Below are 17280 nucleotides of genomic sequence, written 5' to 3'. Positions count from 1 at the left end.
AGGTCCCCACTTAAAATAATTGCTGTAACCGGGTGATCCAATCCTCACGTTGCGGCTCCGCCGTTGTGGCGCGTTGCTCACGCTTTAAGTTCAATGCCGTTAAATCTAAGGGAACATTTACCGGTGAGCAGCACGCCACCGTGTGCTCGGGACTCTGCTCATCAAAAGCCGCTAACCAGCGCTCCCGTAAGCAATGCGTTTCCCGTGCATACGCCATCATCTGAGCCAAGGCACGGTTACGCTCTCGCTCACGCCCCGTAAACATCTGGGTTACGGCAGCCTCACTGATACCATGTTGTCGGTAAAATGCCAGTAGCTGAATCACCGGATCCTCCGCCGAAAATTGCTGTGGGTGCGCATAGTATCGTTGAATCGTTGTCTCATCCGGTCGATTGGATTGTCCCAGAGCCAACGGTAATTGTTCATCCCCGGGTGCATAGAGCAATATCGCCACACTGGGGTTGCCATCCCGACCGGCACGACCGATTTCCTGCGCATAGCTCTCTAGGTCGGCAGGCAAGTGATAATGAATCACGTAACGCACATTATTCTTATCGATTCCCATGCCAAACGCACTGGTCGCACAAATGACGTCCAGCTGCCCAGCCATAAATTGCTGTTGAATCTTAAACCGATCCTCACTATCCAGGCCAGCATGATAAGCCGCTGCCCGCACCCCCGTCTCCTGATGTAGCCACAGCGCCGTATCCGTTGCCTGCTGCTTGCTAGAAAAGTACACGACCCCAGGTTGTTGTAATTGACCGACCAAACTTTTCAGACGGGCCTGTTTTTCTGGTTCATCGGCCACATTCTCCACGTCTAAGAAAATATTGGGCCGATTCACCGATTCAGAGATAACTTGCGGCGTCGTCCGTAACTGTTTGGCAATTTCATGCCGAGTTGTCTTTCCAGCAGTTGCCGTCAGCATCAGGGTCAACGGTTGGTGTAATTTTGTCCGAATCGCACCTAATAATAAGTACTCTGGACGAAAGTCTGGCCCCCATTGCACAATACAATGGGCTTCATCGATCACCAGTAAGCTGAGTTGTAACTGCTGAATCTGCGCCAGCATCTGCGGTTGTGCCAGCATCTCCGGCGACAGAAACAGAAACTGATAGTCTCCCAGGTGACGTAAGATCTCTTGACGCTCTACGTAACTCGTCAGCGATGTAATGGCTGCTGAGCGTCGAAACCCATTGACCCGCATCCGAGCGACCTGATCATTCATCAGGGACAGTAGGGGCGAAATCACGAGCACACACCCTGCATGGCGATACCCATATAACTGGTAGATCAGGGTTTTCCCCGCACCAGTCGGTAAAATGGCGAGTGTATCCTGTCCTTGCTCCAATGCCGTCAGTGCTTCTACCTGACCGGTTCGAAATGTACTGAACCCGAACACCCGCTGCAAACTACTTGTCAGTGACTCCATCATCCGTCATCCCCCGTCCCCGCCAAATCGCGTAAAGTCGAAAATAAAAGAAATCATAACGCGTTCGTAACGCTTCCGGCAGCTGGGCAAACTGCCACGAATCAATATCAGCATTTAGCACCGCTGCAAAGTCAGCTCGGACGTGCGCCGGCAAGAGTTGATCAAAGGGAAACGCACCCGTTGGCGATAGAATTGCTGCCTCCAAGAGGTGTTCCTTCACCGTATTGGCTTTCACATGGCGTTGCATCGCCACCTGGTCCAAACTCCCCCCCTGCTCCACGGCATACAGCGTCGCCTGTGCACTCCGGGTGATCGGCGAACGCCATAGCGGGTGTAATAGGGCATGCAGCGGATGATCGGCCTGTTGCGCATCACGCGCAATTTGAGTCACGCCATCACGCTGTCGTAACTGAATCTCCCAAGCTGTTTGCTGCTGGTCACTCGCAACCTGGTCCACTGTCAGGCCAGGGTGTTGATACCCCGTCAATAGATCCGTCATCACCTCTGCCGTTTGAACCGGTAACTGTTGCCAGCTGTGAATCATGGCCGTTGCCAGGGCCGCCGCTAACTGTGGTCCCTTTAGTCGGTGGAACCATGACCGAATGACGCGTCGGGTTGCAAGGTCCGTTGCCAAGGGGTAATAACGGCTGGTCGAATGGGCGTACTGCGACGTAACCTGCACGGCAAGTAGTAACCGTTGGCGCGCCGCCTCTAAGTCCAAGTTGAGCCAGTCCTCACTGGTCTGGGGGCGGTAATAAGTCACCGATAGTTTTTGCTGACCGGCAGATGTGAGTAACAACTGATCTTCCTCGGGATCTAAGGTCACGAGCCCCTCGGCAACCAACGCTTTCGTTGGTCCCATCAACGCACCGCGGTCCAAGTGCTTATCCGCGTCTAGTAGGGGTAACAGCTGGTAACGTTGGCCCCAGTACAACGTTGAAACGGTTCGGCGGCCCCGCAAAAGATTCTCAATGACGCGCAATCGCCGGGGCTGCTGGCGGTCTAGTACGTATAAAAGATCCGTTGCTTCCATCTGCATCCCTCCTCATCAAGTCTGCTCCTAGTTTACCATACACAAAAGGGGCCAACGACTTGTCAGCCCCACCTTTTAATATTTAAGAATTGTCTACTTTATGACAGCGTATGCTTAGCTAGCCACGGTGCCATGCGCCGACTCAGCAGAATGAACAGAATGCCGAGCACGATGCCCTTGATCAGGTTGAATGGAATCACGCCTAACAGAATCAGTTTGTTAACGGGTAAGCCCAATGACATGCCCCACACCTTTAAGTACAGGGGCGTAATCACCCACCAATTGGCTAGGGACAGGACTAACGTTAACGTCAACGTTCCCACGATAACGGCGCTGATCTGCCGCTTCAGTGTTGGATTGTGGTGTTGCTTGAGGACGGCACTGATCGGCAAGACTAGGGCCAGATCAGCAATAAACGCCGTTAAAATCCCAATAAAGTTAACGATATCCAGTCCAGTGGTCACAAAGTAAAGCAGCTCCTTTACGGCCGCAATCAAAACCGCCCCTGCTGGACCGAACAAGCTCATCCCCAATAAGACCACCAAATCACTCAGGTCGAGTTTCATATAAGGGACGATGGGGATAATTGGGAGTGAGACAAACATTAAGACGTAAGCCACCCCCGCAAATAATGCCATCTCAACCATTGCCCGCACACTTAACCCGTGTCGACTATTTTCCATCACATGTTCCTCCTTGCGGCCATCTCACGTAGCGCGACCTCATGAAAAAAGGCCTCGCCACAGAAGGGCAAGACCTTGGAATTTACGTACTTTAAAATGACACCTACGCAAAAAGCAACATCTCATCTTCTGCATACCAGACTATACTGTCGGTTTCGGAGTTGCACCGAATCAACCGCTCTCACGGGTTGCGGACTTTACCGCCGGTCGGGAATTGCACCCTGCCTTGAAGATGGACCTAAATTTTATTACATGTTTAATATACTAACATTCTCAGGCAGTGTCAACCGCTTAGCTTAACAGCCCGGTCAGCCGCTTGAGTTCCTTAACTTCTTCCGGCTTTAAGTTGCGTGCTTCACCGGCGTTCAGTCCCTTCAACGTCAAGAAACCGTACTGTTCACGCTTGAGTTTCTCCACTGGATAACCCACGGCTTCTAGCATTTTCTTGACCTGATGATTCTTGCCCTCATGAATAATGACCTCAATGATGGCCGTCTTCCGTTTGTCGTCATGACTCAACACTTTAGACTTGGCTGGTGCATAGGTCTCACCATCGACCGTAATGCCTTGTCGTAGTTTCCGCATGGCATCGTTAGTAGGAATTCCCTTGACGCGTGCAACGTAGGTCTTTTCCACCTCATACTTGGGATGAGTCAGGCGGTTAGCAAGCTCACCATCATTGGTCAGCAGGAGCAACCCCGACGTATCATAGTCCAACCGACCAACCGGGTAGATCCGTTGACTGACATCCGCGACCAGATCAACTACCGTTTTACGGCCCTTTTCATCGTTGGCCGTTGAAATGACGCCCCGTGGCTTGTACAACAGCACGTAGGCTGGCGCTTCACTAGTGACCTGAACGCCATCGACCATGATCTGGTCGTGAACCCCCACCTTGGTTCCTAGCTCAGTCACAACGGTGCCATTAACTTTCACGCGACCGCTCATGATCAACTTTTCTGACTGCCGCCGTGAAGCGACGCCGTCATGGGCTAAAACTTTTTGTAAACGTTCCATTCTACGATTCATCTCCTGATTCTGATTGGTTAAGTTGCTGGTTAAAGGCCTGTAAGAATAGATCGCCCCCGTCACCAGTCGCCTCACTAGTCGTTGCAGCTGCAGGTAAGGGTGGCAAGTCACTGAGCTGCTTCAAGCCAAAATAATCTAAAAAGTAATCACTGGTCCGATAGACTTTCGGCCGTCCAGGTTCGTCCAACCGTCCGGTAGCTTCAATCAATCGCCGTAAAACTAGCTTTTGGACGGTCGATGAACTCTGAACGCCCCGAATCTCATCGACCTCGATCCGGGTAATTGGCTGCCGGTAAGCAATGATCGCCAACACCTCCAGTGAGGCCGGGGACAAGCTGGTACTCAGGGGGTTCTCAAAGTAATGCTTGATCACGTCCCCCACAGCCGCCTTGGTGACCAGGCGGTAAGTCGTGTCGTTGACCATGAGTTCCAGAGCTGAATCGGTATCAGCCGCGTACTTCTGTGCCAGCCGTTCCAAAGTCGCCAGAATAGCCGGTCGCAACAATCCAGTCGCAGCAGCCAAATCCGCCACAGTGATGCCCTCATCACCACTTACGAACAATAAACTTTCAATCTGTGCCAGAGGTGACATCGGTGGCATACCTTCCTTTCAGCTTTAAAAAATTGACCTGCAATGGTAACAAGCGACTTACTTGGGTCAACGCAACCTGCCGCTGTCTGGCAAGCTCTAAAACGGCCAGAAAGGTCGTCACGACCTCTTCCATCGCCGGAACATGTCCCAGCAAGTGGTCAAAGGCGATTGGACCATGTGCGTGCTCCAAACGGGCCAGAACCGTTACCATCTGATCTTTAATTGTAAAGTGTTCTTCCTGAATGCTTTGGGTGACTGGTTTCGCTCGAGTCGTCTGCTGCATTAGCCGAACCAACGCTGCCTGTAGATCACTGGTTTGTAATCCCAACGCTACGGTAACCGTTGTATCTTCTGGAACCGCCATAGCTGGCCGCGTAAAGTGATGCTGTCGGGCAACTGCCAGTTCCTTCAAGGCCTGCGCTGCTTGCTTATAGCGTTGATATTCCAGCAATTGATTGACCAGCTCTTCTCGAGGATCGCCCATCTCCGCATCATCCTGTGGTTCAATCGTCTGTGGCTTGGGCAACAATAATTTTGCCTTAATCGCCATCAGGGTTGCCGCCATCACGAAGTATTCCCCGGCAATGTCGAGCCGTAACGTCTGCATCTGATGCAGGTACGTCAGGTATTGGCTGGTAATGGTCGTAATGCGAATATCATAGATGTCCATTTTATTTGTCTTGATCAAATGTAGCAATAGATCCAAAGGGCCCTCGAAGTCACTGACTTGAATCAGTGGCTGGCCATCAGTCGTTGTCTTGTTTTTGTCCATGATGATACTCCCAGTCCGCAATCGTTTTCGCCGTATTCAAGGTCCCCATCAGTCGCTTCTTAGATGCTAACGCAGCGAGCTGGTCCAACATTCGCCGATTGTTCAAAGGCGACTGCTTATCTGGCATTAGCGTGATCAACCGAACGATCAGGTAGTCACCCTGCGTTTCAGTGCCCACGGCGCCAGCAAAGTCATCGTGTTCATCTTTCCACAGGTACAGGGTCCGATCTTCCCCGCCCTGATACCAGGCCAATTCACGTTGGAGTCGGTCCCAGTCTTTGAAGCTCGGAAGTAGGCTCATCAGGCCCATCGCGATTTTTTGGTAATCTGATCGGTATTTCAATAACATGCGTCCGCCTCCGTTCCCCGTCCTCGCTCCTAGGCCCGAGGATGGTACTGATCATAAACATTCTTTAAGCGTTTCTTTGAAATATGCGTGTAGATCTGTGTCGTGGTAATGTCCGCGTGGCCCAGAAGTTCCTGCACCACCCGCAAGTCAGCCCCGTTTTCTAAAATATGCGTTGCAAACGAATGCCGTAGTGTATGGGGTGTCACGTCCTTTTGAATCCCCGTCAACGCCACATACTTCTTGATTTTTTGCCAAATTGCCTGACGACTCAAGCCCCCACCGTGACCATTTAAAAATAGATAGGGACTCGTCCGCTGTTTCAGTAAGACCGGCCGACTCGTCTGAAGATACTGGTTGATCCAGTCAGTCGCAACATCGCCGATGGGAATGATGCGCTCCTTGTCACCCTTACCCAGCGTCTGGATCAACCCCATTTCCAAATGGAGATCCGCCAGCTTGAGGTGAACCAATTCACTGACCCGTAACCCGGTAGCGTACATCACTTCTAAAATGGCCCGATCCCTGAGGCCGTATTTATTGGTCGTATCCGGCGCTGCGAGCAAGCGATCCACCTCCGCAACCGTCAAAACAGCCGGTAAATGTTCCGCATGCTTAGGCGCCGCAATGTTTGCCATGGGATTGACCGTTAGTTGATGTGTCTGTACCAGATAACGATAGAATTTTCGTAACGCCGAGACGGCATGAATCACCGAATTACGTGACTTCCCTGCCACGGTCAACGCACTTAGATAGGCCATAAGTTGCAGTCGATCCACCTGCTTAAAGTCCAAGACGCCTTTACTCGTCAGGTAATGGCTGAAGTTGTGTAGTTCTTGCGTATAACTCGTGACCGAATTAACAGCTAATCCCTGTTCCACAGTCAAATAGTGGGCAAAGTCTGCCGTCTGATTCTCTAAAACGGTCATGGCCAGACCTCCTAGTCTTCGGTCGTCGTCTCACTCGGTTCCGTTTCGGCACTGACTAACCAGAGTTGACCATCATGTTGGGTAATCTGACGGTCCTTTAACAAATGACCAATGGCCCGCTTGAATTGTCCTTTGCTGATTCCGAAATAGGCCTTGATGGCAGCGGGATCGGACTTATCACTAAAGTCTAAGTGACCATCTTCAGAGTGTTGTAGTGCTGCGTATAACATGGCTGCATCGTCATCAATGGCCTCATAGGTTCGTGGCCGTAACGACAGGTTCAGTGTACCGTCTTCACGAACACCAATCACCCGAGCATGTAGCTCTTCACCCAAGCGAGGTTCCGTTTCCCGTTCAGATGGGTGAATGAAGCCTAACTCGTAGTGATCAGTCATCACGCGCGTCCCCACCAACTTCAATTGGTAAGCCGTCGCAATGACATTGGCGTTTTGCATGTGCTTCTTCGCCGGCTGGGCGATGGCTTGGTAGACTTCACCATCGGCTAACACGCCCCACAATCGTTGCTTAGCATCTTCGCGCAGGGCAATCAAAAGCCGATCCCCTTGTTGTGGCCAGAGTTCCATCATATCTGGGAGATCATCTAATGACACCACGACGTCCTTGTTAGGTAAGCCAATGTTCACAAAGACCCCTAGTGTCCGTTGTGTCCGCACAACGGTCCCAAAACCATAGTGATCAACCTGCACCTGAGGGGCGTTGCGCGTAATCTGTAAATCGTGACCCTCGTTTTCGTACGCAAATCCTTTAAACGTCGCACCTAGTTTTAGTGGTTTTTCGATTTCGCCCTTATCGAGACGAAAGGTCGTCCCATCAACTTGTACGAAGTAATCCTGTTCATTTTCATCGGTAACTTTTCCCGCGATGATGCGGCCTAATAGTTCTTCCATAATCTCCTCAATTCTACTGGTTTCCCAGTTTACCGTCCAAAAGTGTCTAGTTTATATTTTACACGGAAACGGCCGAACTAGCGAGCCTAATTCTGACAAATTTTTAATCTAACCCCAAATAGTGACCATCTCGACCATTGCTAGCCTGAGCCAAATTAGTACCTTACCGAGCGGTTAAACTGGTGGACAGCAAAAAACGGACCCCCGACAGAGGGTCCGTTTTTCATAACAGGTTTATCTCTTATTAAAGCGCGTTGGAAGCACCGTGGTAAACGATACCGCGACGTGAGTCAACGGTGATCAATTCGCCATCGGAGATCTTGTCGCTAGCGCCAACGGCACCAACGATAACAGGAATCCCCATGGAAATTCCAACAACAGCAGCATGAGAAGTCAACCCACCGTTTTCAACGATAACGGCGCTAGACTTTTCGATAGCTGGCAAGTAGTCTTTGTCGGTGTTCTTAGCAATCAAGATACCACCTTCAACGACTTTAGCGTTAGCTTCGGCAGCGGTGTTGGCAATGATTGCCTTACCGATAACAGTGTCGTCACCGACACCTTGGCCTTGAACTAACTTTGAGCCGATTAATTGGATCTTCATCAAATTAGTCGTCCCACGTTCGCCAACTGGCACACCAGCGGTGATCAAGATCAGGTCGCCTTCCTTGGCTAAGCCAGTTTCAACAGCCTTAGCAGCTGCTAAATCAAACATTTCATCAGTGTTTGAAGGCTTTTCGGTAACGATTGGGTAAACACCCCAGTTGACCATCAAACCACGACGGGTCCGGTCGTCAAAGGTAACAGCTAAGATATCAGCATTTGGCCGGTACTTAGAAATCATCTTAGCGGTGTAGCCACTTTCAGTTGCAGCAACGATGGTCTTAACGCCCAATTCGTTAGCAACCCGAGCAACAGAAGCACCGATAGATTCAGTAACGTCACCGTTATCGAAGTCTAAGTTGTCACGACCAAATTCCTTCAAAGCATTTTCAGCCTTGATGTCGATCCGGTTCATCGTTGCAACGGATTCTACTGGGTATTCACCGTTAGCACTTTCACCAGAAAGCATGGTTGCGTCAGTACCGTCAAAGACAGCGTTGGCAACGTCAGATGCTTCGGCACGGGTAGGACGTGGGTTTTCTTGCATGGAGTCCAACATTTGCGTAGCCGTGATAACTGGCTTGCCTAAGATGTTGCACTTCTTGATCAAAGCCTTTTGAACCAAAGGTACGTTTTCCGTTGGAATTTCGACACCCATGTCACCACGAGCAACCATTAAACCATCGGAAACCTTGATGATGTCATCAAAGTTGTTGATACCTTCTTGAGATTCGATCTTAGGGAAGATTTGAACGTGTTCCATGTGCTTTTCTTCGAGGAGTTCACGGATGTCCATGACATCTTGTGGCTTCCGAACGAATGAAGCAGCGATGAAGTTGATTTCGTGGTCCAAACCAAAGCGAATGTCATCGGAGTCCTTTTCAGTGATCCCAGGTAAGTTGATGGAAACACCAGGTGCGTTAACACCCTTACGAGAACCCAATACACCGTCGTTTTGAACAGTAACAACTAATTCCTTAGTTGCGTCATCCTTCTTTTCAACGACAGTATCTAATAAACCATCATCGAATAAGACGTGGCCGCCTTCGTGAACGTCATCAAACAAGCCAGGGTAAGTAACAGCAATCTTTTCCTTGGTTCCTTCGAGTGAGTCGTCCATGGAAATCCGGAAAACGTCACCAGTCTTGAAGTTGAGCTTGCCGCCCTTTTCAACAGTGGTCCGAATTTCGGCACCCTTAGTATCTAACATGATACCAACGGTCTTACCAGTAATCTTTTCAGCCTTGTGGACATTCTCCAAACGGCCTAAGTGTTCTTCATGGTCACCATGTGAAAAGTTGAACCGGAAGATGTTGGCGCCAGATTCGATCAACTTAACAATCGTATCAACGTCAGTACTTGCAGGACCAAGGGTACTTACGATCTTGGTTTTCTTCATTAGAAAAATCTCTCCTTTAGAATTGGCACGAACTGTTCATCAATTTAACTAAAAATTGACAAGCGAAAAGTTTCGGCACAAATTTGATTCCAAAATTATTCTATCACTTTTAAAAATTTATGTCTGCTATGTTTCCCTCTTTTTCGCTACTTTGTGGACAAATTATCAAAGTAAGCGTTTTCTTACAGCTGCGGGGCCTCATAGAAAGTTAAAACCTGCTAGTTTGATAACTAACAGGTTATGTTACGGATAAAAATATTCTACTTCGTCACAACCGAATCGACCGGAATTGTAAATCCTAATTCCGCGATATCATGATCAAACGTTTTGACCGTGTCTACTGAAACTTGAAGTGCTGGCGTGTCGAACTTGCTCAATTTACCTAAAATCTTGGGGGGTACGGTAATGATGTCGCACCCCGTCTGATCAGCTTGAACAATGTTGAAGACCTCCCGCGTACTTGCCCAGAGTAATTCCACGTTGGGCTTAGTATGACACAGTGTCGCTGCTTGCGTCATGACCGGTAACGGATTGACCCCGGTATCTGCGATGCGTCCAGCGAAGACGGACACGATACCGCCCACCTCGGGATCTAGGGCATCCACCGCCAACTTGACCTGTGACAGCGTCGTAATGGCCGTGACGTTGACCTTAACGCCCGCCAGCGAAAGTTGATGAATCACTTCAGCATTATCTTCACCGTTGGCCCGAATCACGGGGACCTTAACGGCGACATGGGGACCTAAGGCGGCTAAAACCTTAGCCTCGGCCAACATCCGGGCAGGCGTATTGCCAAAAACCTCAAAACTGATTGACCGGTCAGGGAACGCAGCCACGGCCGCCTTAGCAAAGGCCAAGTAGTCAGTGATGCCCGCTGCCTTCATCAGACTGGGGTTCGTGGTGAACCCTTCGACAAGTCCCTTAGCAGCGACGTCTTTCATGGCGGATAATTCCGCCCCATCGGAATAAATCTTCACAGTTAATTGCATTAAAAAAATACCTCCAAAGTCGTTATATTAAATCATTGGTATAATCATACCAACGCTAGTATAAATAGTCTAGAAGTATTTTTAGTTAAATCGGTCTATCCATTTTGGAAAACAACATTTCCGCTACCCATTAGCTCTTCCAATGCTGCTTGTAACTGGACATCCCCCCGTAACCATTGGGACTTCGGGAGAACGCGCTTCTGATCCGTCTGGGGCTGGTACACAATGACCGGCACGGGGCCACTATGCGCCACCAGAAATTGGCCCAGTTTTGCAGCAATCGTTCGTTCATCGTGCTGCGAATCGACCCGTACGAACCAGCGTGCTCCCTGAGGTAAGGCCTGGGGCGCACTGGGTTGCATCTGGGCTGCAGGCGTCACACGATCAACGACGATCTGCAGGCCCCGCTGCCGTTCGACCTTGCCCTGAACAACGATGACCTGGTCCGTCGCCAACCAGGTGCTGGCCTGCCGGTACAGGTTGGGAAAAATCGTGAGACTGATTTCAGCCGTCTCATCACTCCCGGTCACAAATGCCATGGGTTCACCGCGCTTCGTTCGAATCGTCCGAATCTTAGTCACATAAACGATCACGCTGACACGGGCATCGACGGTCAGGTCACTGACCGGTTGCGCCTGAATCTTCTTGGCAAGTGGTCGGTACTGTTCGACCGGATGGCCCGATAAATAAGCTCCCAGCACGGCTTCCTCTTGCGTCAATTTCGTCATCAGATCCAGATCTGGCTTCGGCGTCACCTTGGGTGCGAGTGCCGCGAAAAGCTCGACATTGTCTCCCGATAGCTCGACCGTGCTCAGAAATTCAGGCAAAGCCGCAATCAATTCCGCCCGGTTATAGCCAAAGTGATCAAACGCTCCGGCATAGACCAATGCATTCAGGAGGTCGGCCTTCCGATACTTCGCATCGATTCGCTGGAGAAATTGGTGTAGGTCACGAAATGGCCCATTAGCATGGCGGTCGGCTAGGAGTTCTCTGAGGAAATCCCGCCGGACCCCCTTGATTGAACTCAAACCAAAGATAACGGCCTGGCCCCGCAGATTGAAGTAAGCACTCGACTGGTTAATGTCTGGGGGTAAGATGTTGACCCCGTGGCGCTTAGCTTCCGTTAAATACATCTTGGTCTTAACGGGGACGTTGATCACCGAATTGAGTAGGGCTGCGTAAAATGGCCCCGGGTAATGGGCCTTCAAATAAGCCAGTTGAAAGGCTAGCTTACTGTATGCGACTGCATGCGAGCGGTTGAACCCGTAGTTGGCAAAACGATCCATGTAGGCAAAGACCTGTTCGGCCACTGCCGGCGCATACCCTAACTTCTGCGCCCCACTTACAAATTGCTTTTGCATGGCATCCATGGTCTGCTTCTTTTTCTTACTCATGGCGCGACGCAACAGATCGGCTTGGCCTAACGTGAATCCCCCCATGACAGAGGCGACTTGCATAACCTGTTCCTGGTAGACCAATACGCCATATGTGGGCCCCAGAATAGGCTTCAGCGCTGGCGCCGCATAGTTGACCTGCTCCTGACCATCCTTGCGCCGAATAAAGGTGTCAATGTTTTCCATTGGCCCCGGTCGATACAACGCATTGACGGCCGCGACCAGCTCAAAGCTATCCGGTCGTAGTTGCCGCAAGACCCGTTTGATCCCCGCCGATTCGAACTGAAAGACCCCGTTCGTCTCTCCCTGTGCAAACAGGCGCAGGGTCGCCGCATCGTTAAGGTCGATCTGATTCAAATCGAGGGTCTGCCCCGTCTGTTTCTTTACCAGTGTCAAAGCGTTGGCCAAGATACTCAGATTTCGTAACCCCAGAAAATCCATTTTCAACAGACCGACCGCCTCAACGGTATCCTTAGGGTACTGGGTCATCAACAGATCCGTTCCGCCTGGTTGCAGCGGCACCAGATCCAGCAGTGGGCCCTGACTCAAAACAATTCCGGCCGCATGGGTCGAATAATTCCGCGGTAACCCTTCTAACCGTTTGGCCGTATCAAAGAGCAACTTGTTTTGGTCACTGTCGGCCACTAAGTTTCGTAATTTCTGTGACTGCTCGTATGCTGCTTGCAACGTGATGTGTAATTGGCTGGGAATCGCTGCACTCCACTCGCTCATCTCATAAGGGGCCATCCCCAGTACCCGGCCTACGTCACGTAATGCCGCTTTAGCTGCCAGCGTCCCAAACGTAATGATCTGGGCGACGCGGGCATGCCCATATTTATCATGCACGTACTGCAAGACCTGTTCGCGTTTATCATCCGGAATATCCAGATCGATATCGGGCATCTGCGCCCGTTCTTCGTTCAAGAAACGTTCAAATAGAAGATCGTAGGCTAACGGATCCACTTCCGTAATCGCCAAGACATAGGCCACTAACGATCCGGCAGCCGATCCCCGACCGGGACCAGTCTGAATATGGGCCCGGTGAGCGTAGTTCATGACGTCCCAAACAATCAGGAAATAGTCATCAAACCCCATCCGGTGAATGACGCCTAGTTCGCGTTCTAAGCGCTGCTGATAGGGGGCACTGTCCGTTACCTGATTCTGTTGCAATCGAGACTGTAACCCGCGTTGGCACAGTTCCTTTAAGTAATGCTGTGAGTCTTGCTGATTCGGCGTTGGAAATTGTGGTAATTGTGGTTGTTGAAATTTTAAAGTGACCGCCGTACTAGCTGCCAACTGTTCGCTAGCCGTGACCGCCGCTGACAAGCCCGCCGCGTTGAAGAGCTCCGCTTGCTCAGCCGCAGGACGTAACCAGTGTGTCCCCAAAGTTTGTTGGGCCGTCTCCGTATCCGACAGGGTGGCACCCGCGCCGATTGCCCGTAAAACCGTCACGGCGAAATGGTCCTCCCGATTAAGATAGTCAATTGGAGCCAAAGCTACCACCGTTGCCTGCGCCTGATCCGCCACAGTTTGAACTTGCTGTTGCGTTTCGGTTGTGAGTTCTGGACTGGTCCCGACAAACAGACTGTTGGTGCTGAGCAACGTCCGCATCTGGGTCAATACCCGCTCGGCCGCTGCGCCATCCCCCGCAGCCAGTGCCTGGTGCACCTCACTATTTAACGGTGCGATTACCTTCAAGTGGCTCAGGTACTGGGCCTGATCAGCCAAATTGACAGGTGCGGCGGCCACCTGGTAGGCCGTCGACAGTTGCATGAGCTGCTGATAGCCCGTAAAGTCACTCGCAATGAAGAGCCAATCCTGTTCCTGGGTCGCATCGATCAGCCCCTGAGTCGACAGGGTCAGGCCTAACAACGGTTTGATCCCCGCTTTTTGACAGGCATTGTAGAAGGCAACGATGCCATACATCACATTTTTATCCGTGAGGGCGAGGGCTTGATAGCCCCGGTCCTTAGCCGTCTGTACGAGATCATCAATGCGACTATTACTCTGCAGTAAGCTATACGTACTCGTGACCTGTAACGGAACAAACATGGTCAGCACTCCTTTCTCTCAGTTAGTTTGACATTATTATACCAGAAAATAAGCCCTAAAACTCGGCTGGCGAACAAATGTTCTTCACTGCCGAATACCGCTCATTTTCACTCGATGGTTGGCCAGCTCCCGTCAACTAATTGCTACAACTCCAGGGAAACTGGGCGCCCGCCGAAGACACCTTGGGTCATTTCCGCATTTACATTGCTAAAACGGTGGTCCGCACTTTCCTCTCACCGACCAAAAAAAGAAGCTCCTGGTGCTGACCACCAAGAACTTCTTCTTTTTCGCTAGCTTTAGTCTTTTACGGCCAGCGGGGTGTGTGTGAATTGGAGCTGGTCATCTGCCACATCAATCGTAATCAGGCTGTTGGCTGGCACCTCACCCGCAATCAGTTGCTTGGCTAGTGGCGTTTCCACGTGTGTCGTGATAAATCGTTGTAGCGGCCGGGCACCATATGCTGGTAAGTAGCCCGACTTAGCGATCCAGGCCTGGGCTGCCGGAGTGATCGTCAAGTCTAACTGCTGTTCATGCAGCCGAACTGCCAAGTGGGCCACCAATTTGACCACAATCTGTTGCACATCGGCTAAAGACAGCGGCGTGAACATGATCGTTTCGTCGATTCGGTTCAAGAATTCTGGCCGGAAATGGGCCTGGAGCAACTGGGCAACTTGCTTTTGCGCATCCGGACTGATATGCCCCTGGTCGTCCGTTCCCTGCAACAGGAGGTCCGATCCCAGGTTCGACGTCATGATCAAAATCGTGTTCTTGAAGTCGACCGTGCGCCCCTGACTATCCGTTAAGCGACCATCATCTAAGACTTGTAGCAACAGGTTAAAGACATCTGGATGGGCCTTCTCAACTTCATCAAATAAGACGATGGTGTAAGGGTTACGCCGTACCGCCTCGGTCAATTGGCCGCCTTCCTCGTAGCCCACATAACCGGGAGCCGCGCCGACCAATCGGGATACGGATTCCTTCTCCATGTACTCGGACATGTCAATGCGCACCATGTGATCTTCACTATCAAAGAGGTTCTCAGCCAATGCTTTAGCTAGTTCCGTCTTCCCGACCCCGGTTGGTCCTAAGAAGAGAAATGAGCCTAAAGGTTTGGTGGGATCTTGGAGTCCCGCCCGGGAACGCAGCACCGCATCGGCTACGGCCGAAACCGCTTGGTCTTGCCCCACGACGCGATCATGTAACCGGTCTGCAAGCTTCAACAGTTTTTCCCGTTCGCCCTGGACCAACTTGGTCACGGGGATGCCCGTCATCCGACTGACGACCGCCGCAATCTCATTTTCAGTGACGGATTCGGAAACCAACCAGTTTTGGTTCTGATCCTGCTTTTCCAATTCGGTTAATTCACGTTGCAGGCGTGGGATCGTCCCGTGTTGGAGTTCAGCCGCCTTATTCAGGTCATAGGCGGATTCGGCATTTTCCAAATCTCGCTTCGCTGTGTCGAGTTCGGTCTTCTTGTCCCCAACGCGCTTGATGGCCGTCTTTTCCTGATTCCACTGGGCACTTAACTTGTCGACTTTTTCCTTGATGTCGGCAAGTTCTTTGTTCAATTCCGTCAGCCGCTTCTGTGAGGCCTCATCGGTTTCTTGCTTGAGTGCCGTTTGTTCGACTTGCATACGCATCATTTGCCGCCGGGCCTGATCCAGTTCGGTCGGTGCCGAATTCATTTCGACGCGGATAGACGCGGAAGCCTCGTCAACGAGGTCGATCGCCTTATCGGGGAGAAACCGGTCGGTCAAGTAGCGGTCAGACAGTTTGGCCGCCGCAATCAACGCGTTGTCGTGAATCTTGACGCCGTGATGGATTTCAAATCGTTCACGTAAGCCCCGTAGGATGGTGACGGTGTCGTCGATGCTGGGTTCATTGACCAAGACTCGTTGGAACCGCCGGGCTAATGCCTTGTCTTTTTCCAGGTATTCCCGGTATTCGTCGAGCGTAGTGGCCCCAATCAAGTGAAGTTCACCCCGGGCCAACATTGGTTTGAGCAGGTTGCCGGCGTCCATACTACCTTCCGCCTTACCAGCCCCGACAATGTTATGAATTTCATCGATGAACATGATGATCTGGCCATCGCTCTTGGTAACTTCCTTCAGGACGGCCTTTAACCGTTCCTCAAACTCGCCCCGGTACTTGGCGCCGGCAATCAAGGATCCCATATCCAGCGAGAAAATGGTCTTGTCTTTCAAATTATCTGGAACATCCCCGCGCACAATCCGTTGCGCGAGCCCTTCGACGATGGCAGTCTTGCCGACACCGGCTTCCCCAATCAAAACGGGATTATTCTTAGTCTTACGCGACAGGATTCGAATCACTGACAGGATTTCATCATCCCGACCAATGATGGGATCGATCTTGCCACTACGCATGGCCTTGACGAGGTCAATACCATACTTTTCAAGTGCCTTGTACTGATCCTCTTGGTTCTTCGAGGTCACGCGTTCACCACCCCGAACTTTATCGACCGCATTGCGGACCATCTGTTCCGTCAAGCCTTGGCTCTTCAGGTAATCCGTCAGGCTCTCCCCGTTGAGTTGCATCACGGCGATGAGAACCGTGTCAACAGCCATAAAGTCGTCATGATAGCCATCCTTGATGGCATCGGCCTTTTGCAATAGTTCCGTCAAATTGCGGGAAAATTCCTGACCATACTGGATGCCGCTACCGGAAACCGTACTGATGGCGTCCAGCTCCCGGTCGAGTTCACCATCGACATTGGTGATGTTCGCACCCGCATCGGCGAGGATCTCTCGGCCCAGTTCTCCTGGCTGAATTAAGAACTTGAAGAGGTGAGCGACCGTCACGGCCTGGTGCTTTCTGGTCATCGCAATGTGTTGTGCTTCGGTCAACGCATCGGTCAATGCCTGTGTCATTTTTTCTGGATTCATGGTGTGTCCCCCTTAAATTAATTGATTATTTGGTCTCATTTTAAACGATCAACCTCGCAGAGGACTAATCAATTGATGCGCGTCCTGCTGAGGTGAGCCAACAACATGTGGTAACGCACAGCTGACTATTAAGCCATCAAAATATGAGCTAGCTTGAACTTCGTTAGCTAAATGCCGGGACCACACGCCTCAAAAAAAGAGGCAACCCTTAGGTCA

13 protein-coding genes and 1 riboswitch are annotated in these 17280 nt (G+C 51.1%); all 13 genes read right to left on the bottom strand.

The features are described 5' to 3' along the window. Window positions 1–10 precede the first annotated feature (10 nt). Window positions 11–1435, bottom strand: a complete 1425-nt coding sequence (locus FAY32_RS11170) for a RecQ family ATP-dependent DNA helicase (protein WP_143463515.1) — start codon at window positions 1433–1435, stop codon at window positions 11–13. Next, window positions 1413–2465, bottom strand: a complete 1053-nt coding sequence (locus FAY32_RS11165; RefSeq protein WP_143463514.1) for a helix-turn-helix domain-containing protein — start codon at window positions 2463–2465, stop codon at window positions 1413–1415. Before FAY32_RS11165 ends, FAY32_RS11170 begins: the two co-directional genes overlap by 23 nt. A gap of 98 nt (window positions 2466–2563) precedes the next feature. Beyond that, window positions 2564–3148 carry an ECF transporter S component gene (locus tag FAY32_RS11160; RefSeq protein WP_143463513.1) on the bottom strand — a complete coding sequence of 195 codons (585 nt, stop codon included), beginning with the start codon at window positions 3146–3148 and terminating at the stop codon, window positions 2564–2566. A 120-nt stretch (window positions 3149–3268) separates the two neighbouring features. Continuing rightward, window positions 3269–3386, bottom strand: a riboswitch (FMN riboswitch). 53 nt (window positions 3387–3439) lie between these two features. Continuing rightward, window positions 3440–4165, bottom strand: coding sequence for a pseudouridine synthase (locus FAY32_RS11155; RefSeq protein WP_143463512.1), 726 nt, complete (start codon window positions 4163–4165; stop codon window positions 3440–3442). A gap of 1 nt (window position 4166) precedes the next feature. Next, on the bottom strand, window positions 4167–4769 hold the full coding sequence (gene scpB, locus FAY32_RS11150; protein WP_143463511.1) for an SMC-Scp complex subunit ScpB: 603 nt from the start codon (window positions 4767–4769) through the stop codon (window positions 4167–4169). Next, window positions 4747–5541, bottom strand: a complete 795-nt coding sequence (locus tag FAY32_RS11145; RefSeq protein WP_143463510.1) for a segregation and condensation protein A — start codon at window positions 5539–5541, stop codon at window positions 4747–4749. Before FAY32_RS11145 ends, scpB begins: the two co-directional genes overlap by 23 nt. After that, the gene (locus tag FAY32_RS11140) at window positions 5516–5890 is read right to left on the bottom strand and encodes an N-acetyltransferase (RefSeq protein ID WP_143463509.1); all 375 of its coding nucleotides are present in this window, start codon (window positions 5888–5890) and stop codon (window positions 5516–5518) included. The genes FAY32_RS11145 and FAY32_RS11140 overlap by 26 nt, the downstream gene beginning before the upstream one ends. Window positions 5891–5919: 29 nt before the next feature. Continuing rightward, window positions 5920–6816: a site-specific tyrosine recombinase XerD gene (gene xerD / locus FAY32_RS11135; protein WP_143463508.1), complete on the bottom strand. Its 897-nt coding sequence runs from the start codon at window positions 6814–6816 to the stop codon at window positions 5920–5922. A gap of 11 nt (window positions 6817–6827) precedes the next feature. After that, entirely contained in the window at window positions 6828–7724 is an 897-nt protein-coding gene (locus FAY32_RS11130; protein WP_143463507.1) for a CvfB family protein, read from the bottom strand. Between the two features lie 244 nt (window positions 7725–7968). Next, complete coding sequence (gene pyk, locus FAY32_RS11125; RefSeq protein ID WP_143463506.1) at window positions 7969–9726, bottom strand: pyruvate kinase; 1758 nt, start codon at window positions 9724–9726, stop codon at window positions 7969–7971. Window positions 9727–9986: 260 nt separating this feature from the next. Then, window positions 9987–10715 (bottom strand): transaldolase family protein, encoded by a 729-nt coding sequence (locus tag FAY32_RS11120; RefSeq protein ID WP_143463505.1) that lies wholly within the window; start codon window positions 10713–10715, stop codon window positions 9987–9989. Between the two features lie 95 nt (window positions 10716–10810). Next, window positions 10811–14161 carry a DNA polymerase III subunit alpha gene (gene dnaE, locus FAY32_RS11115; protein ID WP_143463504.1) on the bottom strand — a complete coding sequence of 1117 codons (3351 nt, stop codon included), beginning with the start codon at window positions 14159–14161 and terminating at the stop codon, window positions 10811–10813. Window positions 14162–14457: 296 nt separating this feature from the next. Next, a complete protein-coding gene (gene clpB / locus FAY32_RS11110) occupies window positions 14458–17064 on the bottom strand; it encodes an ATP-dependent chaperone ClpB (RefSeq protein WP_143463503.1) in 2607 nt (868 codons plus the stop codon). Window positions 17065–17280 lie beyond the last annotated feature (216 nt).

It is taken from the genome of Levilactobacillus enshiensis (assembly GCF_007115095.1).
Classification (GTDB): domain Bacteria; phylum Bacillota; class Bacilli; order Lactobacillales; family Lactobacillaceae; genus Levilactobacillus; species Levilactobacillus enshiensis.
This window is presented reverse-complemented; position numbering and strand designations above follow the sequence as displayed.

Excerpts from the sequence above, each read along its gene's own strand:
- clpB (WP_143463503.1), bottom strand. The coding sequence starts at position 17,064 with ATGAATCCAGAAAAAATGACACAGGCATTGACCGATGCGTTGACCGAA.
- FAY32_RS11155 (WP_143463512.1), bottom strand. The coding sequence starts at position 4,165 with ATGGAACGTTTACAAAAAGTTTTAGCCCATGACGGCGTCGCTTCACGG.
- scpB (WP_143463511.1), bottom strand. The coding sequence starts at position 4,769 with ATGTCACCTCTGGCACAGATTGAAAGTTTATTGTTCGTAAGTGGTGAT.
- FAY32_RS11170 (WP_143463515.1), bottom strand. The coding sequence starts at position 1,435 with ATGATGGAGTCACTGACAAGTAGTTTGCAGCGGGTGTTCGGGTTCAGT.
- dnaE (WP_143463504.1), bottom strand. The coding sequence starts at position 14,161 with ATGTTTGTTCCGTTACAGGTCACGAGTACGTATAGCTTACTGCAGAGT.
- FAY32_RS11130 (WP_143463507.1), bottom strand. The coding sequence starts at position 7,724 with ATGGAAGAACTATTAGGCCGCATCATCGCGGGAAAAGTTACCGATGAA.
- FAY32_RS11160 (WP_143463513.1), bottom strand. The coding sequence starts at position 3,148 with ATGGAAAATAGTCGACACGGGTTAAGTGTGCGGGCAATGGTTGAGATG.
- FAY32_RS11120 (WP_143463505.1), bottom strand. The coding sequence starts at position 10,715 with ATGCAATTAACTGTGAAGATTTATTCCGATGGGGCGGAATTATCCGCC.
- FAY32_RS11145 (WP_143463510.1), bottom strand. The coding sequence starts at position 5,541 with ATGGACAAAAACAAGACAACGACTGATGGCCAGCCACTGATTCAAGTC.
- FAY32_RS11140 (WP_143463509.1), bottom strand. The coding sequence starts at position 5,890 with ATGTTATTGAAATACCGATCAGATTACCAAAAAATCGCGATGGGCCTG.
- FAY32_RS11165 (WP_143463514.1), bottom strand. The coding sequence starts at position 2,465 with ATGGAAGCAACGGATCTTTTATACGTACTAGACCGCCAGCAGCCCCGG.
- xerD (WP_143463508.1), bottom strand. The coding sequence starts at position 6,816 with ATGACCGTTTTAGAGAATCAGACGGCAGACTTTGCCCACTATTTGACT.
- pyk (WP_143463506.1), bottom strand. The coding sequence starts at position 9,726 with ATGAAGAAAACCAAGATCGTAAGTACCCTTGGTCCTGCAAGTACTGAC.